Below are 25,922 nucleotides of genomic sequence, written 5' to 3'. Positions count from 1 at the left end.
AAAGTTAATTAATTTTGATACCAAAAATCGTAAAAATTAAACCATAAAAGTGGTGATTTTGCACATTCTTTAGCGAGTAGGTCAGCATATTGTTGTACCGCCTTCTGAATATTCTGCTCACGAGCTTTACCTCGACCACTAATTACGCCAGAAAAACGACGTAGTTTTAAGTGGTAAACACTATGCTGTTTTGTGCAAAACACACTATTGATTGGTGCTTTAAGTAATGCTGCTAACAACCATGCACCTTGTGGAAAATCAGCAGGCATTCCCAGAAAATTTGCTTGTACTGTTTTATCTCCTCTCACAGGGATACGATCTGCTGCAATAGCAATCCATTCTCCGCGCTCAACTCGCTCTGCAAGCTCTAACATTTTTTGTGCATTTAAATCTTCTACTTGGATCAAAGGTAGCTCATCTGCACCAGCTTCAACTAAAGCTTTATTGAAAGCCTCTGCATGCCGACTATGAACTAGCACATTCAAGCGAAAATTTGCATGATGCCCACTTCCTACTAAAGCACGGCAAATTTCAATATTACCAAAATGAGAACACAATAGAATCTGTCCGCGCTCATTACTATTCATATCTGCATAAAGATTATCAGCATCATCAATAATGAGATCGTTATAACAAATCTGTTTTTGCCATACCGCAAAACGATCCGTAATAGCTTCGCCAAAAGCAAGAAATTGGCGAAAAACAGCCCATTTAGGTAAACGAATATCAGGGAAAAATGCCTGTAATTTTTGCTGGTATTGTGCAATATGCAATCGATTACGGCGTGAAGTAAGAAAGAAATATAAAACCACCCAGAAAGTGGTAAAACGGATTAAAGGTAAAGGTAAATATTTTACGATCCAACGAGTGAGCATAAGGAAAAATGCTGTACCACGTTCTTGTTGTTTCGCCCAATGTGCACTATTCACTTCATTTTCCCCATCAAAAACCGTTTTAACATAGCAAGAAACAAGCGTGCATGCATTTTGCTTATTAACCAATTATCTTTCCAAGCGCGGAAATGTGAAGTGCCATTAAGTTCATATTTGACCAATGTATCAATCCAAACTATTGGTATTTTTCGCCAATGCAAGCGCACTAAAATATCAATATCAAAGTCCATATAATCGCCAATTGATTCTTGCTCTAATAAAGTGATGGTTGTTGCTAATGGATAAATACGAAAACCACACATGCCATCATGAATATCAGTGGATAAGGTATTTACCATAATCCAAAAATTGGTAATTTTACGACCATACAAGCGTGCTTTGGGCGCATCCTCGCCATAAATAGGGCGACCACAAACTAACGCTTGAGGTTGTAATTTACTTTGAGTTAGCATTTTTTCAACATCAGGCAAGTTATGTTGACCATCTGCATCTACCTGCAATGCATGAGAAAAACCTTGTTTAAATGCTTCAAGTAAGCCTGTTTTTACTGCCGCACCTTTACCGCCATTCTCTGCACGATAAATAACAAAAATTCCATCTTGTTTTTCCAGTGAAGACAAAAGAGATCGATGCATTTTGCTGGAACCATCATCTACAATCAAAATGGGAAGCTGAAACTGACGTACTCTTTCAACCACATGAACTAATGTTTGAGAATGATTATAGTGGGGAATAAGTACAATGGGATTAAATACGGAATTCATTAAGTTATCTCATCTTGCTGGCTTAAGCAGACTCTTTCAAAATCTGCTCGGCTAATTTTCGATTGGCTATTACGAGGTAATTGTGTACAAAAACGCCAAAAACGCGGCAATGCTAGTTTCTCTTGATACTGTCCTACAAATTGCTTCAATTCATCAATAAGCGTTTTACGTTGATTTTGTTGCAATAGCTCAATCCCTGTTGTATTCAATGCAATCCAAGCAACTGGACGTTGTTGAGTAGGATGCAAGGCAATATAACAATCCCTTACCCATGGATGCTTGAGCAAATCTTGTTCAATAGCCACTAAAGAAATGCGCTTATCCCCTAGCTTTACAATACGATCAATGCGTCCTAACAGTTGAAATCCATTGCTATAAATCTCAACTGCATCAGCGGTTTGCTCTTTTTGGTTAATCCAAGCTGACTTCACCCACAATGCACCCTGTGCATCAAGACCAATTTGGCTATGAGGTAAACTTTGCCATAAACCATTATCTTGACGAGCAGCTATCGCTCCTGTTTCTGTACTACCATAAATTTCAACAACAGGAATAGTCAATTGAGTTCGAATTAAATTGCCTACATTTTCAGGTAATACACCACCTGAAGAAACTATACCGATAAGATTGCACTGACGTAAAGCAGCATTTTCTAAATTTAAGCGACTTAACAAAGCAGGGCTACTAATCCAAATGGCTTGCTGGGATTGATAACTTTGCTCAATTAAATATTCTGGGTAGTGTAATTGCTCACCCCCTAATGACCAGCCCATTTCTAACGCTAAAAAAACACGAAAAGTTAAGCCATAAAGGTGCTGAACACTCACACTACCTAATACCGTAATATTTATACCACGTTCAAAAGGCAAAACTTGCGCTAAAGTTTCAGCCTCTTTCCACATTTGCTGTGCAGTTTTTTTAATAATTTTTGCTTGCCCGCTGCTACCTGAAGTCTTTAAGCAAATTTCTGTTGAGTTAGTTTTATCAATATCAGAAGTAATATGCTCAACATGCTGTGAAGTTGCGTAACAAGAAAGGTATTCTTGAGTAAAAAGAAGATCAGCATTTTCTATGACCCAACGCTGATTTTCAGGAAGTAAATTGGGTGGAAGTAAAACTTTTACTTTGGCATCTAAACAAGCTAATAAAGTGCAAGTGAATAATTGTGCATTTTCAATCCATAATCCAACAATCTGTATATTATCTTGTATTAACTGCTGGTAAATTTGCTGACGACGATAATCAAAATCAGTACTCGTAAGTTGAGCATTTCTTAACGATGATGCCATCATTGCTCCTGCTTCTTCATTACAATTTGTCTGATACACCATTCGCCTACCATCAATATTGCCATCAAAATATAAGCAATAACCCCTGTATACAGTGCCCAATAATGATATTGTTCAGACAAAATAAATCCCGTAGTCATCAAAATATTTAATAAAAAAAATACACACCATGATTTTGTGACAACACGTGTGTACCAAATCGCTTTTTCAGGTAAATTTGGGGTTTGTAAACGAGCAAAACGCTCAATAATAGATTGTTTACTAAATAAACTTCCAGCAAAAAGCGTTAACATCATGACATTAATAGCTACAGGATACCAATACATTGTGTCAATTGTACGAGTAAGCCCGACTAACAACAAAATGAATGCCATCATTAATGCAAGATAACGTTGCCAATTTGCTGGCTGTAAATATCCTTTCATCCCCCATAATCCTGCCATAATATAAGGCAAGCAATACAATATAGATTGATATTCTTGCCCTAAAAACAACCAAATAATAGGATATGTGATAGTGACCAACGTCAATAATAAATTTACCGCAAATTGCAATCTACTCATGCATTACTCGTCAGCAAATACAATCAAACCACTGGCACACATTTCACCCTCTGTTTTAAGTTGGAAGGCTATTCGATTCTTTGTTGCCTCCCATTTTAAAGTTAACAACATTTCGTCATTTGGACGCAAAAATTTCTGAAACTTTAAATTATCAATTCGTAATATGTTGCGCTTAAAATCAAAAAGACGTGTGATTTGCTCATTGACCCATTGCAATTCAATCACACCTGGGACTAATGGAAAATGAGCAAAATGCCCTTCAAAATAATGCAAATCAAGAGGTACTTTTCCACTTAAAAGATATACATTGTCTTGTGAAGTATAATTCGTCCAAGAAGGCGTTAATATAGGGGAAAAACTGTCTATAAATACATCAAAATCTTGCTGTTGAGGCAGTTTTTCAACAAAGCGCCATACCCATGGTATGGCGACAGATTCAAAATCAGAACAAAGCTGATTTACCACACTTTTTCTACCTTGTTCTCTAAATACAGAGATACCTGATGTGGATAATTCAACTAACGCCCATAATTGATCCTGTTGAATACGGATAATACAATCATTCACCCAGCTATGCTGTTGCAATAATTGTTTAATTTGTTGGATACTGTTCATTACACAGAATGATCATTAACACTGATTTTCTTTACCGCCTCTATGACATCTTTAACTGTACGCACATTACGAAAATCTTCAGCCTGTAACTTATAACCTGTCTGGCGTTTGATATAATCGATCAAATCAATTGCATCAATACTATCGATTTCTAAATCTTGATAAAGGTGTGTTTCAGGCGTAATTTTAGCTGCGTCAATTTCAAATAAAGATACAAGAGCGTCAGTCAATACTTTTTGAATTTCTTGTTCAGTCATAACTTAATCCTTAACTTTGTTGTGAACGGATGAATGTCGCTAACGTAGCTACACTTTCAAAATGCTCACGTAAATTTTGCTGCTCACTATTTAACTGTAAACCAAAGTTTTTTTGTACTGCTAAACCTAACTCTAAAGCATCTACGGAATCTAAACCTAAACCATCATCACCAAATAAAGGTGCGTTTGTATCAATATCCTCTGCACTCATTTCTTCAAGTGCAAGACTATCAATAATTAATTGTTTTAATTGTAATTCGAGCTCCATTTTTGATCCTTTGTCTTTGAATTGAAATAATCTTCTAAATATTGATTTAAATGACGAGAAGCGATAGGTAATGGCTTCTCTGCTAACCACTGCTGTGGATTAATATCCTCACCCACAATTAATTCGTAGCAAATTTTGTGCTTTGGAATTTTATACCAAGGCTGTCCTTTTTTTAAATTAGGTGGGTTCATTTTAATTACAAGGGGAGTAATCACTTTTGCACTTCGTAAGCCTATAGAAACCGCACCACGATGTAATTTTACTACGCCATCCCAGCCTGTACGGGTTCCTTCGGGAAAGAGCAGCAGCGCTTCATTTTTTAGAACTTCGTGACTTTGTTCTAAAAGTGCTTCCGATTCTGTATTAGGTAGAAAACCACAAGCCTTAATTGGACTGGTCATCGCAGGATTATTCAACAACTCTTTTTTAACAATACAATTAAAACGCGGTTCTTGACTAAAAATTAAAACTACATCTAATAATGAAGGATGATTCGCTAACACTAACTGCCCCGCGCGCCCAAGCCGCTCAAAACCTTGGTATTTTATCTCTAAAATGCCAGCCCAAGAGAGATAACGGATAAAAAAACGCCAACTGCTACTCACAATTTGACGCCCTTTTAGCTGGGTTGTAAGATCATTATACGGATAGTTTTTCGTATAAGGATACAATATAACTTTGAATAAGACTCCAACAATACCAAACAAAATAAAGCCAAATAAAGTACCTAGCAAGCGCTTTATCCAATCTATTTTTTCTGCCATTGCCATGCTCCCCCACAACTACTTGGTGTTTGCCATTGCGTCTGGGTAAGATGATAATTTTTAACCCAAGTAAGAGCGTTATCCACTAATCCACTAGCTGTAACAACTTGTCTGTCTAAACTTAAGCAATAATCCTGCCCTTTTTCCACCACCATTGCTAATGCATAGGAAAATGGTGGACGAACAAAAGGCTGAACATTATACATTTTATCTGGCGGACATTCAGCAACCACCACAAGGACTTTTTCTTGCCCATCATTAAGTAACAAAAAAGCTTCCAGTAACGCAATTTCAAGATTATCTTTTTGTGCACTTATTGCTGTAGTTTCATTTTTTATCTGCCGCATTTCAGACCACTGTCCAACTAAAGCATTGTGCACAGATAAACTAAATGACGTTGGTGAAACATCACCTTCTTGCAATAGGCTTTGCCATAACGCAAAACTACGATTAAGCTCGCTATTAAGCGAAGCATAGACAACAGGTAAATTATTGTCCTGCTCAGTTAATTGCCACGCAGCTTCAAAAAATAGCCGCGCAGCATCACTTAACCGACGACGCTTTAAAGGCGGTAAAAAAGCTAATTTAGGATTAAAATTTTCCCATTGTTCTGCATTTCTCAACCAATGTGTTTCACCTTGTCGCCAATCTTCAACAGACAATGTTTTATTACATACAATATTCCAATGAGAAATATTGAACGAAAACTTACAAATTGATGTACCACCCATAATCAGTAAAAATTAATAATATTTAAATAATTCATTCACAATGTTATCTACTTGACCTTTTAGTCCAGTTTGAGCGACATTTGCTTTTTCCTCTTCCCCAATCAACCAATAAGATACTTCACCTAAATTCGTACGTTCATCATAGTTCATTTCACTTACTCGTAATTTGGCAGAATGAATTAAACCATCTTTCTGATTAAGAGAATATGCAAGTGCATAACGACAGCGAGGAGGAAGTTCAGTTCTAATTTCTGAGGTAATCCCTTTGACTTTTAAATTTTGTGCAATTAATTGTGTAAACTCAGGCAACTTAGGATTCTCAGCATCTTTGATACAAATATGTTTCAAGTCATTTATTTTACTAAGAGGAGTGCTTTTGAAAGTTGTTGTTGAGCAGGCTGTTGATAACATAGTTAAAAGCAATAAACTAGGTAAAAAGTAATTCTTCATATTTTTCTTTCCCCAAAGTAGCATAAAATTCTGGATATTTTACCTGATTTTGACCAGATTATGTAGCGATTGTCATATTTGTGACAGCTCATAATGTAAGCTGTACAGTTTTACTATATCAATTGCTTGTTTTGGTTCTAAATTGAGTAATAATCAACAACTGTCTTCTAACTGATTTACTTGATAATGTTCAATCAATTAATGCTATTTTATGTGTAGCTAAGCGAAAATCTAACTTAGCCAACCCCAACGGCTGCTAATAATTATGTTGATTCACTGTTCAAAAAAGCGAAATTGCTTAAATAGCTAAATTTTGTGTAAGTTGAAATGTTGCCGCATTATTTAAATTTGCCATGAAATCTAACGGGCTTGTATGTTGTAGAGTCAACGACTGAAACATTTTGTTGAATTTACTTAGTGAACTAAAATTGGACGCTAAAGAAAGGGGAGTATCAGATTGTACTTTTGTTTTGAGCGGTAATGCACCTTGAATAATAGGTAAGTGCGGTATGTTTTTACAAAATTTTGGCATGTCACCTTTATAGCAAGTAATTAATTAAAAACGCGGTTTCTATGGCACCACTTACGCCCAATATATGATCTATATCTTTGCTAAAATCCATTGGCTATGCAGTAAGCTGTCCTGTTTGTGAATAAGATACAATTAAAATACTTTTCATAAATAGGTATGTACACAGACAAATCTTATGTTTGCCTATTATCTATATCAACTCAGGAGTGGAGCGAGTATCAAACCTACTCTTACATTTATTCCACCCAGCGTTTAAAAATTAACGAAGTATTGACACCACCGAAGGCAAAATTATTATTCATGACATAATTTGTGTGAATTTCACGTCCATCACCTTGGATGTAATCAAGTTGACCGCAACGTTCATCAACATGATTTAAATTAATCGTTGGCGCAAACCAATTATCTTTCATCATCTCAATAGAAAACCACGATTCTAATGCACCACAAGCACCCAGTGTATGTCCAAGATAGCTTTTTTGTGAGCTTAATGGCACTTTACCAAACACAGCTTCTGTCGCTAGCGTTTCTGCGATATCACCTTGTTCCGTCGCTGTGCCATGCCCATTCACATAGCCAATTTGGCTTGGCGTAATGGCGGCATCTTTAATCGCTAATTCCATACAGCGCTGCATGGTTTCTTTTTGTGGACGTGTCACATGGCTACCATCACTATTTGCGCCATAACCTACCACTTCAGCAATGATATTGGCACCACGTGCAAGCGCATGTTCTAATTCTTCTAATACAAACATTCCTGCTCCTTCGCCAATGACTAAACCATCACGCTGTTGATCATAAGGACGCGGTGTTTGTTTAGGGGTATCATTTTTACGACTAGCGGCATAGAGTGAATCAAATACATAAACTTCTGACGGGCAAAATTCTTCACCACCACCTGCTAACATCATCGGGATAAGCCCATATTTAATTGATTCATAAGCATAACCTATGGCTTGGCTGCCTGACGAGCAAGCACTTGATGTTGGGATAATGCGTCCTGTTAAACCGAAAAAAATACCAATATTTGCGGCAGTGGTATGCGGCATCATGCGCACATAAGTATTCGCATTGAATCCTTCTGATTTACCTGTCATTAATAGCTCTGCTGCATCTTTAATATCATTAGTTGAGCCAGTTGAAGAACCACAAGCTACTCCCATTCTGCCATCTTTGAGATAATCCAAGATAACGCCATTTTCATCAAGTAAGTTTGCATTAGCAAGTGCTTGCTCACTGGCATCAACGACAAGCTGTGAAACACGTCCAAGGCTACGAAGTTGTTTACGATTCCAATGTTTTGGTGGACGATAATCAGCAATAATTGCCCCTAAACGAGCTTCTAATTCAGGATAACGATCAGCCCAACTGTCCATCGTTTGCACTGCATTTTGTTTACGTTGAAAAGCCATTTTAATTTCTGACCAATGGCGACCAAATGCAGTAATACCGCCAATCCCTGTTACTACAACTCGTTTCATTCTATCTCTCTTTATACTGAGCGAATACAAGACTCGCTTTTACATTATTTGCTAACACAATCCACCGTTTACTGCGATCACTTGACGCGTGATATAACCCGCTTTTTCATCCATTAAAAACTGTACCGCATGAGCAACTTCATCAGGATTACCCATTCGTTGCGCAGGAATCATTTTCAGAATGTCATCAATAGGTACATTTTCGTCTAAAATATCAGTATCAATTAATCCTGGTGCAACACAGTTTACTGTGATTTTACGTTTGGCAAGTTCAATAGCTAATGCTTTTGCGGCACCGATAATACCAGCTTTTGATGCGCTGTAATTCACTTGTCCACGATTGCCGATTAACCCAGAAACTGAAGTAATGCAAACAATTCGCCCTGCTTTACGACGGCGAATCATTGGCATCATAATCGGGTGTAACACATTGTAAAAACCATCTAAATTAGTCCGAAGTACACAATCCCAATCTTCATCAGTTAATGCCGGAAAAGCATTATCACGAGTTAGCCCTGCATTCAGTACCACGCCATAATATGCCCCAAATTCATCTATATCTGCGACCAATTTTTTGGCAACCTCTGCTCGATTAGCCACATCAAATTGTAATACTCTAGCTTGTCGCCCTAATGCACGAATTTCTTGGGCAACTGCTTCTGCTTCTTCAATACGAGAACGGCAATGTACAACAATATCATATCCCTGTTCGGCTAAATTTAGTGCAATTGCTTTTCCAATCCCTCGACTTGATCCTGTAATTAAAACCGTATTTGCCATTGTTATCCTTTATTTCGCATTTCTAGCACACATAATGCATAATTATACATCAATATTGCGTTATCCTTGAATTGACAAGTTTATTATACCGCTCAATTATAATAAAAATCCTCGTCAATCTTTGTACGTACGAGGATTTCAAAATTTATCATCGCCAAATAGAAAGCGAGCAACTTAAAATTGTTAAAATATTAACCGCACTTTTACCCATATCTTACTCACTTAAGGCAATAGCTGCTCTAATGCCCACAACGCGTCCAATGCCTCACGACGGCGAATTAAGTGGACTTGATCACCATCAACCATCACTTCTGCTGTCCGCGAACGTGAATTATAGTTGGATGACATACTTGCGCCATAAGCCCCTGCTGAACGTTGTACCAGATAATCCCCCTCTGCAATCGCTAATTGACGTTGTTTGCCTAGAAAATCGGAAGTTTCGCAAATTGGACCAACTACGTCATAAACTTGTGCTTGGCGAGTTAAAGTACGGTCAACTTCAATAATATTCATATAAGCTTGATATAGGGCAGGGCGGATCATATCGTTCATTCCCGCATCAACAATGGCAAAATGACGACTTTCATTGCTTTTTATGTATTCTACTTTCGTGACTAAAATGCCTGCATTGGCGGTGATAGCACGTCCTGGTTCCAGAATAATTTCAAGATCGTTATAAGCTTTTAATTTTTCCAATAATGCTGAAGCATATTCTGTTGGGTGAGGCGGTGTTTCATCAGTATAGGTCACACCTAAGCCGCCACCTAAGTCTAAATGTCTAAGTAAAATACCATCTTGCTTTAGTTGTTCCATTAACACAATGAGACGATCTGTCGCATCAAGAAAAGGTTGTAGCTCAGTTAACTGAGAGCCAATATGGCAATCCATTCCTGTAATTTGAATATGTGGTAACTGGCTCGCTATACGATAAACTTCGCGAGCCTGATCGACACTGACGCCAAATTTATTTTCTTTTAAACCAGTTGAAATATAAGGGTGTGTATGTGCATCTACATCAGGATTTACGCGTAATGAGATAGGCGCAATTTTACCCATTTCACCTGCAACTTGATTGATACGTTGTAATTCAGCAATGGATTCAACATTAAAACAACGAATCCCCACTTCTAAAGCGCGTGCAATTTCAGCATGTGTTTTAGCGACCCCAGAAAACACGATTTTGCTTGCCTCACCGCCTGCAACCAGTACACGCTCTAGTTCACCTTGCGATACAATATCAAATCCTGATCCTAAACGTGCCATGACATTTAAAAGCGCAATATTTGGGTTAGACTTGACCGCAAAACAAATCAAATGCGGATGATCACCTAATGCCTTATCAAAAGCATGCCAATGGCGTTCTAAAGTGGCACGCGAATAAATATAAAGCGGTGTGCCAAATTGCTCAGCAATTTGTCGGACAGGCACTTGTTCTGCCATTAATTGTTGCTGTTGATATTGAAAATAATCCATTGCATACCTACTATTTTACTGTGTCTTGTACTTGCTCTTTTTCTGGAAAATAAAGCGGTCCTTTTACACCGCAACTCACGGTTAAGACACAAAGTGCAGCTAAGACGAAAGCGGAGACCCATTTTTTCATTTTATTATCCTTTGTTGTTGACATTGACAACACTTTTTACCATTAAATCTGTCTTTGTGCTATCACAATAATGCGAAAATCTTTATAATCCTTAGTTTTAGCACGATGAATAAGAGGGATTTATGAACGTAACGGAATTTCATCAAAATATTGAGCAGATTTGGGCGACGATTGAAGAACAATTAGAAGCGCAAGACTGCGATGTGGATTGTGATATACAAGGTTCTGTTTTCAGCATTACCTTTGAAGATCGCAGTCAAATTGTCATCAATAAACAAGAACCATTATTAGAATTATGGTTAGCTAGCCGTGTTGGCGGGTTCCATTTTAGCTTTCAAAATAATGAATGGATTAGCAGTGATGGCAAAAAATTTTGGGATTGTTTAGAACAAGCTTGTACTGCGCATGGAGAATCTGTGCATTTTCGCTAAGGATAAAGCATGAAAATCAATCAACAATGGCTAATTTTAACGGGATTCCTCAGTGTAATTTTCAGTGCAACAGCTTTAGCGCAAGGCGTTGAAAGTTCTCGCCCTTATCAAAGTAAAACGCAAGTCTTACTGACAAAATCAGAAGATTTTGTTGGCTTACTTGGCTATGAAAAAAACTATTTGATGGCGACTTATTCAGATGGCAACTTCCAGAAAAAAGACAACACACGTAAGGACGAACTAAAATTTCAAATTAGTTTAGCATTGCCACTGTGGCGCGGTATTTTGGGTAAAGATTCCGTATTAGCTGCCTCTTATACACAAAAATCCTGGTTTCAATTAAGCAATGTAAATGAATCCTCGCCGTTCCGCGAAACCAATTATGAACCACAGTTGTTTATTGCTTGGAAAACACAGTACGCTTTACCTTTTGGCTGGATAATGCAGGATGTTGAAACAGGTATCAATCACCAATCGAATGGTCGCAATGATCGCGAAAAGCTTTCTCGTAGTTGGAATCGTATTTACGCTCGAGCCTCTGCAATAAAAGATCACTGGACAATTGAAATCAAACCTTGGTGGCGTATCCCTGAAAAAACCAAAGATGATGATAATCCTGATATCAGCAAATATCGAAGTTACTTTGATTTAGCAGTAGGCTACTATTATCAAAATCATCAATTCAAACTGTCAGGGCACTATAATCCCGCTTCTAATAAAGGTGGACTAGAAGCAAGCTACAGCTATCCGATCACTAAAAATATTCGTTTCTATACCCAATATTACACTGGCTATGGTGAATCTTTAGTCGATTATCAGAAAAATATTCAACGCATTGGTATAGGTATTTCGCTAAATAATGTGTTCTGATGAAGTACAACAACAAAGCATAAAAAGTGCGGTCGATTTTAAGCAAGTTTCACTAAAACAGACCGCACTTGATGTATTGCACTCTGTTTTTGGTTACCAAAGCTTTCGCCTCGGACAAGAAGAAGTGATCGATGCTACATTACAAGGCAAAGATAGCCTTGTCATTATGGCAACAGGTAATGGAAAATCATTATGCTATCAGATTCCAGCCTTATGTTTTGAGGGGCTAACACTAGTGATTTCACCGCTGATTTCATTAATGAAAGACCAAGTGGATCAACTACTTGCTAATGGCATTGAAGCAGACTACCTCAATTCAAGTCAGACCTTTTCGGAACAGCAAACTGTACACAATAAAATCATGGCGGGTAACTTAAAGCTGTTATATGTTTCACCAGAAAAAGTGATGACCACAAGTTTCTTCCACTTAATCTCACATAGCCAAGTCAGTTTTATTGCTATTGACGAAGCCCATTGTATTTCACAGTGGGGACATGACTTTCGCCCTGAATATAGCCAACTAGGCGGTTTAAAAAGCTGTTTCCCAAATGCACCAATTATGGCATTAACTGCGACCGCCGATCATGCCACGCGTAAAGATATTCTATTACATCTCAATTTACATGATCCCCATGTATATATTGGTAGTTTTGATCGTCCTAATATTCGCTATACTTTAGTCGAAAAGTTCAAACCGATGGATCAATTGTGCCGTTTTGTATTAGGACAAAAAGGCAAGAGCGGCATTATTTATTGTAATAGCCGCAATAAAGTAGAACGTATTGCAGAAAGCCTGCGTAATAAAGGTGTATCTGCTCAAGCTTACCATGCAGGACTTGAAGCAAGTCAACGTGAGCAAGTACAACGTGCTTTTCAACGCGATAATGTCCAAGTAGTTGTGGCGACTATTGCGTTTGGCATGGGAATTAATAAATCTAATGTACGTTTTGTGGCACACTTTGATTTACCGCGCAGTATTGAAGCTTACTATCAAGAAACTGGACGAGCTGGGCGTGATGATTTACCTGCAGAAGCTGTGTTATTTTATGAGCCAGCGGATTATGCTTGGCTGTATAAAATTTTATTAGAAAAACCAGAAAGTTCGCAACGTCAAATTGAAGAACTCAAACTACAAGCGATTGGCGAGTTTGCAGAAAGTCAAACTTGTCGCCGTTTAGTCTTACTCAATTATTTTGGTGAACATCGTCAAACCCCTTGTCAAAATTGTGATATTTGTCTTGACCCGCCCAAACAATACGATGGTCTAGTGGATGCACAAAAAGTGATGTCAACAATTTATCGCGTAGGGCAATGTTTTGGAACGCATTATATTATTGGTATATTGCGTGGCTTAACTCATCAAAAAATTAAAGACCACCAACATGACCAACTTAGTGTCTATGGCATTGGTAAAGATAAAAGTAAAGAGCACTGGCAAGCTGTGATTCGCCAATTAATTCATTTAGGCTTAGTCAAACAAATCTTTGATCATTTCAATACCACATTACAATTGACCGAAAATGCCAAACCTTTTTTACGTGGTGAACGACCACTACAACTTGCTATGCCACGACTTTCGTCACTGCAAGCTGTCATTTCGCCGCAAAAAAATGCGTTGAATCACTATGATAAAGATCTCTTTGCCCGTTTACGTTTTTTACGCAAACAAATTGCAGATAAAGAAAACATTCCGTCCTATATTGTGTTCAACGACGCAACTTTACAGGAAATGGCACAATATCAGCCAACTACAAATGCTGAAATGCTTCAAATTAATGGAGTAGGGGCAATCAAACTAGAACGCTTTGCCCAACCTTTTATGGCGCTCATTCGCGAACATAAAAGTACATTAACTAACAATAGTCATCCACTCAATTTAGAATAAAGTGCGGTCTGTTTTAACTGAGTTTTGCCGACATTTTACTTATCAAAATGACAACAAAAAAAAGCACAGTCCGATACAAACTGTGCTTTTCAAGACGAGCGAATCTCGCTTAGAAATGAATATTCAAACCTAACGTAAAATTACGCCCCATTTGCGGTACAAATGGTAAAAAGGAAGTATGTGAATAGATCTTACGATTCAATAAATTATTACCTTCAATAAACAGTTGATAATCCACTTTACCTATCGTGCGAGAATAATCTAACCCCATATTCAATAAACTATGCGCCGCTGTGGCATTTTCTAACGGTGCCACTTTATTTTGTTGATAAACATAAGTATATTCTAATGAACTTGCTAAATTGTCTGTCACTTGCATATTCGCTCTGAAGCCTAAGCGAGCAGGTGGTACTCTTGGCGCATTTTGATCAGCTTGTAGTACTGGTGTTCTTGTCTGTGTAATATGCTCAATAATATATGTTGGTGGTAAATCAAATAATTTACCGCGCACATAATCACCAAATAATCCCATTTTTAAATCGGGAGTAAATGCATAATCAATACGTCCCTCTGTACCATAATAAATCGCTTTTGATTGGCTATATCTATTTAACGATAGATTACCTGCTTTACTCAATGTCTGATTAAAAATACGATTTTTGAAATCATTGTAATAGACATTCAGTGTGTAGCTTAATTTGTCATCAGAATAAGCTAAGCCGAGTTCATAATTATCAGAAATTTCTTTTTTTAAATAGCGATTACCATGCTCAAATGAAACTGTCGCTAAGTGCTTACCATGGTAATACAATTCCATTGGTGTCGGATGGCGTTCATTATGTGAATAAGTAAAAGACAAAATATAATCAGGCATAAATGCCCAATTTATAGAGCTAGAGTACGATGTTGCCCTATCGTTATAAGTAGATAAATCTGGTGTGAGATAGCTTCCCTTTCTACAAAGACTAGGGCGATACAAAATGCTATTTTTATTACAACCTTCTACTGATTCTTTTATCTTGGCTAATCTGCCCACATCATGTTCAATTTTAATTTCTTGCTTTTCTGTTCTCAATCCAACTTCAAATAAAAAATCTTGCCAACGTAATTGCTCAACGGCAAAGAAACTAGTTTGTAATTGTGTATTTTCAATAAGTGCCCAATGTTTACGATCTCCTTCTTTAATTTTCTGTGAATCTCGCTTTTTATTTTTATGACAAGGATGAGTCGCATTCAAAGAGCAAGGCGCAATGCGGGGGATATTAGCACTACTAGTTTGGGTTTGATATTGGGCACCCAATACACCTGTTAGACCGCCAACTGGTGTATGGAAAAATTCAATACGCACATTATAGCCATTATTCTTAAACAAATTGATTGGAATATCTGCATCTCGTTCATTGTGTTTATAGCGGGTTTCTGAATAACTGAATTTAACTTTGTCTAACTCTTTGATTGGCTGTTTCAATTCTGCGCGAATATCATAACGTTTTGACTGTGAATCAACGAAAGGACCGCCAACGGTATGATCATGGTCATGCCCATAAGGGTTATCATGGCTATGTTTACCGTCATTCTCATGTCCATAGCAGTGAAAGTGAGTGTTCACTAAATCCGTATCGTCCATTAAATGCGGATAAAGCCCCAAATAGTAGTTATGTCTGAGGTTCCCACCCCAAATATGCGCACTACAACTATCAAGTTTATGATTATGACCAGGCAAGCCATATTTCTCACGGCGCTCATTATAAGCAAAGCCAAGATAGCCTCGTTCACCAATAAAAGAAATGCCATAGCTGCCTGCTTTGGTTTTATTTTGTGTATCTGGCACATAATTCAGGGTTTGACCAAGTTTAAAGCCCGGTACACGATAGTTATCCGAATCACGCACAAGCCCTTCAAAACGTAATGCAATATGCTTTCCTAAACCAGCACTAATGCCTGTTGTTGCCAATTTTTCATGGCTATTGGTGTTGTAACGTGTATTTAAATCCACTTCATAGCCTTTTTCTGGCACTTGAGTTGGAATACGGCGGTCAATGACATTCACTACCCCAGCAGGAGAAGCGGTAGCATACAGCAAAGTAGAAGCGCCACGTACAATTTCAACTTGTTCTGCTAACAAAGTATCAACACCAATAGCATGATCTGGTGATAGCTGCGACATATCGATCACATCAGAGCCATTTTGTAAGATTTTTAAACGTACACCTTCCTGTCCACGAATCACTGGAGCACTGGCACCACCGCCAAATTGATTACTATGTACACTTAATTCCCCCGCTAATGCATTACCTAATGTGCTAGAACGTGCTTTTAATGCTTTTTTATTTACTACAATATCATTCAATTTTGGTGAACCTGACAAAGGGTCACTGGAAAATACGGCAATATTTGAGGTTACACTAATTTCGTCAAGCAAAATAACCTCTTCATTTTGGCTATTGGCAAACAAAGGACTTGTGGCAAACAGCGCTGATAATAAAACAGTAATTGGTTTTAATTTATAATTAACTTGTTGGTGGTACATAGGAATCCCTTCGAAATTAAACCTAAACAGAAAGTTACTTTTTACAAGAAAATGACCATCTTATTTTTTTGTAAAAAATAAGTTTTGCATATTACCGTTTGAATACAAAAAAGAAAAGTAAAAAATGATAAAAATTTTCATTTTCTATCTAACAAGAAAAATTGTTAAAAAACTCACCGCACTTTTTAAAGGCATTGCAACGACAGTACACTAGCTGGGAATATATTGGGTTGGGGTAAATGGAGTGAAAAAGAAAACAATATTTGGCAGAAATCGTTCTGCCCCTTTGAGTTAAATTGATTTTACTGCGGTAAATTTATCGCGCAGGAAATTACCCTACGCTTATAAGACAAACAGCGGCACGCCTTTACAATCATTTAAAATTACAATTAATAGTGAAATTAACTTGTTGCTGAACGCGCAAATTCCGCTGCTTTTACAATTAATGCTTCACTAGGACGTTGTAAAGTATAAAGCGCAAATTGTTCAACGGCTTGTAGCACAATAACTTCAGCACCTGAAATCACTTGTTTACTTTGTCGCTCAGCATATTGAATTAAAGATGTTTGTGCTGGTAATGCTACCACATCAAACACGGTTTTAGCTTGATTAATCAGCGATTCAGGAAAGGCAAGCGATTGTGCTGCTACGCCACCAGTCATACCAATAGGAGTCGCATTGACTAAAACATCCGCACTGTCGTTGTCTAGGTTTGCAATATACGAATAACCATATAAATCTGCTAAGTATTCACCTGTCATACGATTACGGGCATACACTTTTAAATGCTTAAAACCAGCATTTTTAAATGCCGCCACTACCGCTTTCGCCATACCGCCACTCCCCTGTACAATCACACTTGCATGAGGTTTTAACTGATACTGCTCAATTAATTTTACAATAGCAATATAATCGGTGTTGTACGCTTTGAGATAACCATTGTCATTAACAATTGTATTCACTGACTCTATTGCTTGTGCTGATGCAGATATTTCATCTAAAAATGGAATACAGCTTTCTTTAAAGGGCATCGACACTGCGCAACCGCGAATCCCTAACGCACGCACACCTTTAACCGCATGTTCAATATCGTTGGTCGTAAAAGCTTTATAAATATAGTTCAAGCCTAACTTTTGATATAAATAATTATGAAATCTTGTCCCAAAATTACCCGGGCGACCTGCTAAAGAAATACAGAGTTGTGTATCTTTATTGATCATCTTATTCACCTCCTTATATAACAAAAAAGTGCGGAAACTGACCGCACTTTCAGCTACTCATTATTCATTTTCATTCGGATTATCACCATTAAAATATTGGTTCATTTCGAAAGCGGGCTTCGCTTGCTTATCACGTCCGATCACACGTGCTGGCACACCAGCAGCAGTCGCATATTCAGGCACAGGCTGTAAGACAACTGAATTAGCACCAATTTTAGCATAGCGTCCAACTTCAATATTACCTAAAATTTTAGCTCCAGCACCTATCATCACACCTTCACGCACTTTCGGGTGACGATCCCCCGTTTCTTTACCTGTTCCCCCTAACGTCACACCTTGCAAAATAGATACATCATTTTCAACCACAGAGGTTTCACCAATCACAATCCCTGTGGCGTGATCAAACATGATACCGCAGCCAATTTCTGCGGCAGGATGAATATCCACATCAAAAGCGACAGAAATTTGATTTTGCAAATATACCGCAAGTGCTTTGCGATTTTGTTGCCACAAATAATGTGTAATACGATGGCTTTGCAAAGCATGGAAACCTTTTAAATATAATAATGGTGTTGACCATAATTCTACCGCGGGATCACGCTGGCGTACTGCTCGAATATCACAAGCGGCACTATCAATAATATCTGGTTGAGCCTGATAGGCTTCTTCAATAATCTCGCGCAATGCAATTGCAGGCATAATCGGATTGGCTAATTTATTTGCTAAAATATAGCTTAATGCATTACCTAAATTATGATGTTTTAAAATAGTTGCATGAAAAAAACTCGCCAAAATAGGCTCATTTTCGACTAAATCTTTTGCTTCTTGGCGAATATAATTCCAAACTTCTAATGGCATTTTTTCCCTCGCTTTTTATCTTCCTTGCTTATTCGCCTTTACGCTCACGTCCTAGTAAGCTAGCAGCAACTTCTTGCGCATTTTTACCACAGAACAAGACTTGATAAACTTGTTCAGTAATCGGCATTTCAATACCTTGTCGCTGTGCTAGTAAATAAGCTTCCTTCGCATTATAAAAACCTTCGACCACTTGACCAATGTTATCCATTGCAGTTTGCGCAGCAAAACCCTGCCCAAGCATAATGCCAAAACGGCGATTACGCGACTGATCATCAGTACAGGTCAATACTAAATCACCTAAACCAGACATTCCCATAAAAGTATTTGGATTCGCACCTAAAGAAGCGCCTAAACGACTAATCTCAGCAATGCCTCGAGTAATCAATGCGGTTCTCGCATTAGCACCAAATCCCATGCCATCTGACATACCAGCGCTAATCGCGATCACATTTTTAATCGCACCGCCTAATTGCACTCCAATCATGTCCTGATTGATATACACACGGAAATGCTTACTACAATGAATACGCGCCTGAAATTCCAAAGCAAATTGCTCATTATTCGCAGCAAGTGCAATTGCAGTTGGTAAGCCTGCAGCTAATTCTTTGGCGAATGTTGGACCAGATAATACCGCCAATGGATATTGCGTACCGAGTTTTTCTTCAATCACTTCTTGCAATAAACGCCCAGTATCACGCTCCAATCCTTTCGTTGCCCAAGCAATACGATGATCAGGACGTAAATACGGCTTAATTTTCTCAATGACCTCACCAAAAACATGGCTTGGCACAACAATTAATAAATCACGAGAACGACTTATTGCTGTGGCTAAATCCGCTTCAATATGCAATGCTTCAGGAAAATCAATATTCGGTAAAAAGGCATTATTCTGCCGTTCTTCACTCAAACGTTGCATATGTACAGGATCATGTCCCCACAGATAAGTAGGGAATCCATTTCGCGAAAATGCGATAGCCAATGCTGTACCATACGAACCTGCACCAAGCACAGTAATTGGAGAAGTGGCAACAGTTGTATTCATACTTATACTCCCGCAAAATTGTGGAATTGAGTGAGGAAAATAGACATCATCTTAACTAGAGTAAGTGATAAAATTTCGCTCCCGAAGCGAGAGCGAAAAGAGATAGATTAATGAACTTCTTTGTTTTCTTGTTCAGTATTTTGTTCAGCTTGTTGTTCTTGGCGTTGTAAATAGTCCATAAACAACGCATCGAAATTCACTGGTGAAAGATTCAATGCAGGGAATGTTCCACGATTAACTAAGCTTGAAACCAATTCACGTGCATATGGGAATAACATGCTTGGACATTGCGAAGTCAAACAATGTGCCATTTGCATATCTTCTAAACCACTAATAGTGAATACACCCGCTTGTTTTACTTCACAAATAAATGCAACATCACCTGTGCTTTCCATTGTGGTTTCGACTGAAATATTTAAACAAACTTCGTATAAATCGTCACCGACCTGTTTTGCTTCTGTACTTAAATCAAAGCCTAATTTTGGATCCCAATCTTGTTGGAAAATATGTGGCAAATTTGGTGCCTCAAACGACACGTCTTTCACATAAATACGTTGAATTTGTAATACAGGTTGAACTTCTTGTTCTTCTTTTTCTACTACTTTATTTTCTTCAGCCATTTTTAAGTCCTTATGATTTATTTTTTAATTAAAGGTAAATTTGCAGCGCGCCAGCCTGTAATGCCTTCTTTTAATGTATAAACTTGGTTAAAACCTTGTTTAACGAGCAATTCAGCCGATGCGCCTGCACTCATACCTGTTGCACAAACGAGAATGACAGGCGTGTCTTTATGTTGGTTAATTTTACCGACATTATTCTTTTTAATTTCTGCGGGTAAAATATTTAAGCTATTAATAATGTGACCATGAGCAAATTCATCGATTGAACGTAAATCCACCACAACTGCATTTTCATTATTCATTAAACTAACTGCTTCTGCGTTAGTTACAACTTTCACTTTAGATGTAAAGTCTTTAAAAAAAGTATAAATAACCGTAAAAAACACCATTACCCAAGCGAGCACCATTAATGTATGATTTTGAGCAAAGGCTTTTGCCATTGGAATAAATTCTTGCATTTTTATCTCAGTGTTAAGTTTCAAAATGAGGTCTTAAGTATAACCGCAGTTTATTCATCTTTCAAAGGAAGTATTCAAATTTTAATTGATCTACATTATAGATAGCCTACCTATTTATTGCTATATTAGGCGCGATTCTACGCGAGTATGAATACAACCTATAGTTTCTTATCTTAATCTTTGTTCAACCTTACAACATAAGGATACGTTATGTTCTTCATTCAATTTGGCATAGTATTACTATGTATTTTAGTCGGTGCACGTATTGGCGGTATTGGACTTGGAGTCATGGGGGGCTTAGGTCTTGCTATTCTCTCTTTTGGCTTCGGTTTAAAACCAGCAGGATTACCTATCGATGTCATGTTTATGATCATGGCTGTCGTTTCTGCTGCAGCTGCAATGCAAGCCGCAGGCGGTTTAGATTATATGATCAAAATCGCGGCACGTATTTTACGTAAAAATCCGAAATATATTACCTTTATGGCACCCGCTGTGACTTGGACATTCACTGTATTAGCGGGGACTGGTCACGTAGCTTATTCAGTCTTGCCCGTTATCGCAGAAGTCAGTCGCCACAATGGTGTACGCCCAGAGCGCCCATTATCAATGGCAGTGATCGCTTCCCAGTTTGCTATTGTCGCCAGTCCAATTGCTGCAGCAGTAGTTGCTGTAGTGAACTACTTAGAGGCACAAGGTATCACACTAGGTAATGTATTAAGTGTCACTATTCCTGCGACTGTGTTAGGGCTTTTCGTTGCTTGTCTTTTTGTGAATAAGATGGGTAAAGAATTACATGAAGACCCAATTTATTTAGCCAAACTGCAAGATCCTGAATATGTTAAAGAAAGCCAAGTACAATCCACTATTGATGAAATTGAAGTGTCTCAATCAGCTAAAATTTCTGTCAGTATTTTCCTCACTGCGGCATTACTTGTGGTATTAATGGGGACTTTTGCAAGCTTACGCCCTATGTTTGATAACAAACCAATGGGTATGGCACACACAATTGAAATCGTGATGTTATCTGCTGGTGCACTCATTATGCTTATCTGTAAACCAGACGGTACAGCTGTTACTAAAGGCTCAGTTTTCCATGCAGGTATGCGTGCAGTGATTGCCATCTTTGGTATTGCTTGGTTAGGTGATACCTTAATGCAAGCACATCTTGCCCAAGTAAAAGACGCCGTAAAATACTTAGTAGAAAGCGCTCCTTGGACATTTGCGTTTGCGCTCTTTGGACTGTCAGTGTTAGTTAACAGCCAAGGCGCAACAGTAGCTACCTTATTCCCACTCGGTATCGCACTAGGTATCCCTGCGCCAATTCTGATTGGTACATTCGTTGCTGTGAACGGTTATTTCTTCATTCCAAACTACGGTCCAATCATTGCGTCAATCGACTTTGATACAACAGGTACAACCCGCATCGGTAAATTCATCTTCAACCACAGCTTTATGCTACCTGGTTTATTAAGCATGGCATTTAGCTTAGGATTTGGTTTACTGTTTGCTAATTTATTCCTATAACTGGTCATTTAAAGTAAAAGCGCGCTGATCAATTGATCAACGCGCTTTTTGCTATTTAGCCACTATGAAAAAGCAGCAAAACTTTGCCAAAACTGACCGCACTTTACTTCTTCAACGCGCCCATAATGCCACGCATAATTTGTCTGGTGACTTGACTACGAATGCTGCGACCCACTGATTTAGCAACACCACTGACAATTTCTTCAGTCACTGTTAATTTTTCGCCGCGCTTTTTCGTCCCAAAAATCATACGACTTAAACTGCCCATTAAACCATTTTCTTTTTCCGCTTGTGCTTGTTCTGCCTGTTTTTGTGCCACAGCGGCTAAATCAGCCTGCTGATTCAACACTTCAAAAGCAGATTCATTATCCACGAAATCACGATAGAACGGATAAATCTCATCATCTTTTACCCAAGCTGTGCGTTCTTCTACTGAAATAGGTTTTAACTGGCTACGAGGAGGAAAAATATAAGCCACTTCGACAGGTGATGGCATACCTTTTTCATCTAGGAAAGACACCAACGCTTGTCCTACACCCAGTGTGGTGATCGTTTCTGTAACATTAATTTTAGGATTAGTACGGAACGTTTCTGCCGCTGCTTTGACCGCTTTTTGATCACGAGGGGTAAATGCGCGTAACGCATGCTGTACACGGTTACCTAATTGTCCCAATACGGTATCTGGTAAATCTAGCGGATTTTGCGTCACAAAATACACACCAACCCCTTTAGAACGAATTAAACGTACAACTTGTTCCACTTTATCAACTAATACTGCTGGTGCTCCATCAAATAGTAAATGCGCCTCATCAAAGAACATCACAAATTTTGGTTTATCTGGATCACCTACTTCAGGTAAATTTTCAAATAATTCTGCCATTAACCATAATAAAAAAGCACTATACATTTTTGGCGAATTAATTAATTTTTCTGAATTTAGGACATTTATGACACCTCGCCCATCACGAGTTTGTAACCAATCCTCTAAATTTAAGGCAGGCTCACCAAACAAATTTGCTGCCCCTTCATTTTCTAATGCCAATAATGCACGCTGAATCGCACCGACACTAGCAGCAGATACATTGCCGTATTCTAATTGAAAGACTTTCGCATTATCGGCAACATATTTCAACATAGCACGTAAATCTTTTAAATCGATCAACAATAGCCCTTTATCATCTGCAACACGGAAAACCAAATTTAACAAACCTTCTTGTGTCGCATTTAAATTCAATAAACGAGATAATAATAGCGGTCCCATTTCAGAAATCGTAGTACGCAATGGAATCCCTGTTTCACCAAACACATCCCAAAACGATACAGGATAGCCATTTAAATAATGTTCTCCCCCTAGACCAAACTGTTCAATACGTTCCGCGATTTTTCCTTGAAATTGACCTGCTTTAACTAAACCAGATAAGTCCCCTTTTACATCAACTAAAAACACAGGCACGCCATCGTCACTAAAGGCTTCTGCCATTGTACGTAATGTTACGGTTTTTCCTGTCCCAGTTGCACCTGCGATCAAGCCATGGCGATTTGCCATTTTGGCAGTGATACCAAGCTGTTGTCCTTGTTCCGTTTGTGATAAAAGATATTGCATAAAAGTTGCCCTTAAACAAAAAATAGTGATTGCATAATAAGAAAAAAATGCCACAGGGTCAAAAAGTGCGGTTTAAAAATCACGAATTTCTCACAAATTAATTCCATACGGATACTGTGTTTTTCTTTCGCAGTAAAAATGCTATATTGACCAACTTTTAAACATCTCAAAAGAAATATTTATGTCACAATTTGCTGAACTTTCTCCACAACAAGCATGGCAATTAATGCAACAACGCGATGCTGCCTTATTAGATATTCGTAATCCACTACATTTTGCTGCGGCGCATCCACAACATGCCTTTCATTTAACCAACCAAAGCTATGGACAATTTGAGCTGGAGTATGATGATGATCATCCTGTGATCGTGATTTGTTATCACGGTATCAGTAGTCGTGGCGCGGCGATGTATTTAATCGAACAAGGTTATACAGAAGTTTATAGCGTAACTGGTGGCTTTGAAGCTTGGCAGCGAGAAGGCTTACCAATAGAAAGTATGGCTTAATCACACGAATATTTTGCGAGGATAAGCTATCGCTTATCCTACGCAAGTTGACTAATAAAAAGCTAGGTGTTAACTAAACCCACTGGCGACATAGAATAAAAGTCCATAAAAAATGACCGCACTTATGATCAACAAATGACGTGCAACAACATGTTTATGTTGATGAAGGCGATAGGCAATACGCGCAATAATCGCTAAACAAAATGGATATATCCATAAAAAAATTGACATCAATGTCATCTCTGTTTCAGTTAAATGCGCACTTTTTAACAAATTAGGCGAAATAGTTAATGCCAATGGCCATAATAATATTGGCAAACAAAAAAGCGCGATTGCCCAACTAAATCTACTAAAGCCTGTTGGCATATTTTCTCTACTCATTATTCCCTCTCATAACATATTAATAAATATCACCTTTTTATAAAAAAATGGTATAATTAGCGACTCAAAAATCATGGATTATTTATAATAAGGATTATTGCAAATGAAACATTCAAAAACCGCTTTTTTATTATCCATTTTCCTATCAAACCACATTTTTGCCGCACCAACAACAAGTAGTTCAACAGCTTATGATCCGAACTACCATTTACACGAACTCGATAGTATATGTAATAGCTCTACCCCATCTAACTATTGTAATCCTTATGGTACTGCTGAATCACAATCACTTTATGGCGAACTAAACAACATGAATGGCTATAAAGATAGTGAAAAAATTAACGTTTTAGTCGACTATACTAAAGAATTAATACATAGTGTTAGCGAATTACAAAAACAAGCAGATGCCACAAGTATCGGAGCATCAACTGCGATAGAAAATATTGAGAAAATCCTAAATGCTCATTCTTCAAAAATTGCACATCAGGGGAACAAAATTAAGGAAAATACAGAAAACTTATCTAATTTCTCGCTTGATACCACAGAACAACTTGCTGATCTTTCTACCAAATTTCAACAAAATAACTTTAATTTATTACCAGTAAACTACGCTCAAGCATTCCGCTTAGATAATACCGATATCATGAAACAGCTTGATCACAAGATTCAAGCATTACAGCAAGACTTACGTCGATTAGATAAGAAAATGAATGCAGGACTCGCAACTCAAGCGGCACTTAGTGGTTTATTCCAGCCTGATGAAAAACATAAACTCAACTTTACCGCTTCAATAGGTGGCTATCATACTCAAACAGCGCTTGCTGTTGGTATTGGATATCGTTTTAACCAACATGTGGCAACACGTGCGGGCATTGCAGTTAGTCCAAGTAGTCGCCTTACTTATAATACTGCAATTAATTTTGCTTGGTAAAAAAGTGGAAACAGCCCAATCAATGGGCTGTTTTCGCATGTAAAGCAAACATTGAAAGATTCAGCTTATCCTAA

29 protein-coding genes are annotated in these 25,922 nt (G+C 38.0%); 6 read left to right on the top strand and 23 right to left on the bottom strand.

All coding sequences use genetic code 11. The annotated features are described in order from the left end of the window. Nucleotides 1-8 precede the first annotated feature (8 nt). From C0975_RS06900 to lptM, 15 genes are all read right to left on the bottom strand, one after another. Nucleotides 9-929, bottom strand: a complete 921-nt coding sequence (locus C0975_RS06900; protein WP_174674045.1) for a lysophospholipid acyltransferase family protein — start codon at nt 927-929, stop codon at nt 9-11. Then, nucleotides 926-1,657 carry a glycosyltransferase family 2 protein gene (locus C0975_RS06895; protein ID WP_101775653.1) on the bottom strand — a complete coding sequence of 244 codons (732 nt, stop codon included), beginning with the start codon at nt 1,655-1,657 and terminating at the stop codon, nt 926-928. The genes C0975_RS06900 and C0975_RS06895 overlap by 4 nt, the downstream gene beginning before the upstream one ends. Then, on the bottom strand, nt 1,657-2,988 hold the full coding sequence (locus tag C0975_RS06890; protein WP_245853321.1) for an AMP-binding enzyme: 1,332 nt from the start codon (nt 2,986-2,988) through the stop codon (nt 1,657-1,659). The genes C0975_RS06895 and C0975_RS06890 overlap by 1 nt, the downstream gene beginning before the upstream one ends. After that, nucleotides 2,946-3,509, bottom strand: coding sequence for a COG4648 family protein (locus tag C0975_RS06885; RefSeq protein WP_101775651.1), 564 nt, complete (start codon nt 3,507-3,509; stop codon nt 2,946-2,948). The genes C0975_RS06890 and C0975_RS06885 overlap by 43 nt, the downstream gene beginning before the upstream one ends. 3 nt (nt 3,510-3,512) lie before the next feature. Beyond that, entirely contained in the window at nt 3,513-4,124 is a 612-nt protein-coding gene (locus tag C0975_RS11275) for an ApeI family dehydratase (protein WP_143485126.1), read from the bottom strand. Beyond that, entirely contained in the window at nt 4,124-4,381 is a 258-nt protein-coding gene (locus C0975_RS06875; RefSeq protein WP_101775650.1) for an acyl carrier protein, read from the bottom strand. Before C0975_RS06875 ends, C0975_RS11275 begins: the two co-directional genes overlap by 1 nt. Before the next feature lie 10 nt (nt 4,382-4,391). Then, nucleotides 4,392-4,649, bottom strand: a complete 258-nt coding sequence (locus C0975_RS06870; protein ID WP_101775649.1) for a phosphopantetheine-binding protein — start codon at nt 4,647-4,649, stop codon at nt 4,392-4,394. Then, nucleotides 4,628-5,413 (bottom strand): lysophospholipid acyltransferase family protein, encoded by a 786-nt coding sequence (locus tag C0975_RS06865; protein ID WP_101775648.1) that lies wholly within the window; start codon nt 5,411-5,413, stop codon nt 4,628-4,630. The genes C0975_RS06870 and C0975_RS06865 overlap by 22 nt, the downstream gene beginning before the upstream one ends. After that, nucleotides 5,398-6,144, bottom strand: coding sequence for a beta-ketoacyl synthase chain length factor (locus tag C0975_RS06860; protein WP_101775647.1), 747 nt, complete (start codon nt 6,142-6,144; stop codon nt 5,398-5,400). The genes C0975_RS06865 and C0975_RS06860 overlap by 16 nt, the downstream gene beginning before the upstream one ends. Before the next feature lie 12 nt (nt 6,145-6,156). After that, nucleotides 6,157-6,594, bottom strand: coding sequence for a hypothetical protein (locus C0975_RS06855; RefSeq protein ID WP_101775646.1), 438 nt, complete (start codon nt 6,592-6,594; stop codon nt 6,157-6,159). Between the two features lie 298 nt (nt 6,595-6,892). Beyond that, on the bottom strand, nt 6,893-7,126 hold the full coding sequence (locus C0975_RS06850; protein ID WP_101775645.1) for a hypothetical protein: 234 nt from the start codon (nt 7,124-7,126) through the stop codon (nt 6,893-6,895). Nucleotides 7,127-7,362: 236 nt separating this feature from the next. Then, complete coding sequence (locus tag C0975_RS06845; protein WP_101775644.1) at nt 7,363-8,607, bottom strand: beta-ketoacyl-ACP synthase; 1,245 nt, start codon at nt 8,605-8,607, stop codon at nt 7,363-7,365. Nucleotides 8,608-8,658: 51 nt separating this feature from the next. Beyond that, nucleotides 8,659-9,387 (bottom strand): 3-oxoacyl-ACP reductase FabG, encoded by a 729-nt coding sequence (gene fabG, locus C0975_RS06840; RefSeq protein ID WP_101775643.1) that lies wholly within the window; start codon nt 9,385-9,387, stop codon nt 8,659-8,661. Between the two features lie 222 nt (nt 9,388-9,609). Further along, a complete protein-coding gene (lysA, locus tag C0975_RS06835) occupies nt 9,610-10,860 on the bottom strand; it encodes a diaminopimelate decarboxylase (RefSeq protein ID WP_101775642.1) in 1,251 nt (416 codons plus the stop codon). 10 nt (nt 10,861-10,870) lie between these two features. Then, nucleotides 10,871-10,990, bottom strand: a complete 120-nt coding sequence (gene lptM / locus C0975_RS11270) for an LPS translocon maturation chaperone LptM (protein ID WP_143485125.1) — start codon at nt 10,988-10,990, stop codon at nt 10,871-10,873. Between the two features lie 122 nt (nt 10,991-11,112). Here lptM and cyaY point away from each other — a divergent pair, with 122 nt between their 5' ends. The 3 genes from cyaY to recQ are packed head-to-tail and all read left to right on the top strand — an operon-like array spanning nt 11,113 to nt 14,176. Then, nucleotides 11,113-11,421, top strand: coding sequence for an iron donor protein CyaY (gene cyaY / locus C0975_RS06830; RefSeq protein WP_101775641.1), 309 nt, complete (start codon nt 11,113-11,115; stop codon nt 11,419-11,421). A gap of 15 nt (nt 11,422-11,436) precedes the next feature. Then, nucleotides 11,437-12,291 carry a phospholipase A gene (gene pldA, locus C0975_RS06825; RefSeq protein WP_245853325.1) on the top strand — a complete coding sequence of 285 codons (855 nt, stop codon included), beginning with the start codon at nt 11,437-11,439 and terminating at the stop codon, nt 12,289-12,291. After that, nucleotides 12,281-14,176 (top strand): DNA helicase RecQ, encoded by a 1,896-nt coding sequence (gene recQ, locus C0975_RS06820; RefSeq protein WP_101775639.1) that lies wholly within the window; start codon nt 12,281-12,283, stop codon nt 14,174-14,176. The genes pldA and recQ overlap by 11 nt, the downstream gene beginning before the upstream one ends. Before the next feature lie 109 nt (nt 14,177-14,285). Here recQ and C0975_RS06815 read toward each other — a convergent pair whose 3' ends face one another. From C0975_RS06815 to C0975_RS06790, 6 genes are all read right to left on the bottom strand, one after another. Further along, entirely contained in the window at nt 14,286-16,706 is a 2,421-nt protein-coding gene (locus C0975_RS06815; protein WP_101775638.1) for a TonB-dependent receptor, read from the bottom strand. A gap of 401 nt (nt 16,707-17,107) precedes the next feature. Continuing rightward, a complete protein-coding gene (locus C0975_RS06810) occupies nt 17,108-17,926 on the bottom strand; it encodes a shikimate 5-dehydrogenase (RefSeq protein WP_101775637.1) in 819 nt (272 codons plus the stop codon). Between the two features lie 60 nt (nt 17,927-17,986). Then, nucleotides 17,987-18,784: a serine O-acetyltransferase gene (gene cysE / locus C0975_RS06805; protein ID WP_101775636.1), complete on the bottom strand. Its 798-nt coding sequence runs from the start codon at nt 18,782-18,784 to the stop codon at nt 17,987-17,989. Between the two features lie 28 nt (nt 18,785-18,812). Next, a complete protein-coding gene (gene gpsA, locus C0975_RS06800) occupies nt 18,813-19,826 on the bottom strand; it encodes an NAD(P)H-dependent glycerol-3-phosphate dehydrogenase (RefSeq protein WP_101775635.1) in 1,014 nt (337 codons plus the stop codon). 107 nt (nt 19,827-19,933) lie between these two features. Further along, on the bottom strand, nt 19,934-20,446 hold the full coding sequence (gene secB, locus C0975_RS06795; protein WP_101775634.1) for a protein-export chaperone SecB: 513 nt from the start codon (nt 20,444-20,446) through the stop codon (nt 19,934-19,936). Between the two features lie 17 nt (nt 20,447-20,463). Continuing rightward, nucleotides 20,464-20,904: a rhodanese-like domain-containing protein gene (locus C0975_RS06790; protein ID WP_101775633.1), complete on the bottom strand. Its 441-nt coding sequence runs from the start codon at nt 20,902-20,904 to the stop codon at nt 20,464-20,466. 210 nt (nt 20,905-21,114) lie between these two features. On the opposite strand from C0975_RS06790, the gene C0975_RS06785 reads away from it, so the two are divergent. Next, complete coding sequence (locus C0975_RS06785; RefSeq protein ID WP_101775632.1) at nt 21,115-22,428, top strand: anaerobic C4-dicarboxylate transporter; 1,314 nt, start codon at nt 21,115-21,117, stop codon at nt 22,426-22,428. A gap of 103 nt (nt 22,429-22,531) precedes the next feature. Here C0975_RS06785 and C0975_RS06780 read toward each other — a convergent pair whose 3' ends face one another. After that, nucleotides 22,532-24,031, bottom strand: coding sequence for a helicase HerA-like C-terminal domain-containing protein (locus C0975_RS06780; RefSeq protein ID WP_101775631.1), 1,500 nt, complete (start codon nt 24,029-24,031; stop codon nt 22,532-22,534). A 181-nt stretch (nt 24,032-24,212) separates the two neighbouring features. On the opposite strand from C0975_RS06780, the gene glpE reads away from it, so the two are divergent. Beyond that, the gene (gene glpE / locus C0975_RS06775) at nt 24,213-24,536 is read left to right on the top strand and encodes a thiosulfate sulfurtransferase GlpE (protein WP_101775630.1); all 324 of its coding nucleotides are present in this window, start codon (nt 24,213-24,215) and stop codon (nt 24,534-24,536) included. A 69-nt stretch (nt 24,537-24,605) separates the two neighbouring features. Here glpE and C0975_RS06770 read toward each other — a convergent pair whose 3' ends face one another. After that, nucleotides 24,606-24,917, bottom strand: a complete 312-nt coding sequence (locus C0975_RS06770) for a DUF5389 domain-containing protein (protein WP_101775629.1) — start codon at nt 24,915-24,917, stop codon at nt 24,606-24,608. A 103-nt stretch (nt 24,918-25,020) separates the two neighbouring features. Between C0975_RS06770 and C0975_RS06765 the strand changes: the two genes are divergently transcribed. Continuing rightward, nucleotides 25,021-25,848, top strand: coding sequence for a YadA C-terminal domain-containing protein (locus C0975_RS06765; protein WP_101775628.1), 828 nt, complete (start codon nt 25,021-25,023; stop codon nt 25,846-25,848). Nucleotides 25,849-25,922: the final 74 nt, after the last annotated feature.

Origin of the sequence: Pasteurella oralis (assembly GCF_002850605.1) — a bacterium.
Lineage (GTDB): Bacteria > Pseudomonadota > Gammaproteobacteria > Enterobacterales > Pasteurellaceae > Pasteurella > Pasteurella oralis.
Note: the sequence above shows the minus strand (reverse complement) of the source record. Positions and strands in the feature narration are given on the sequence as shown.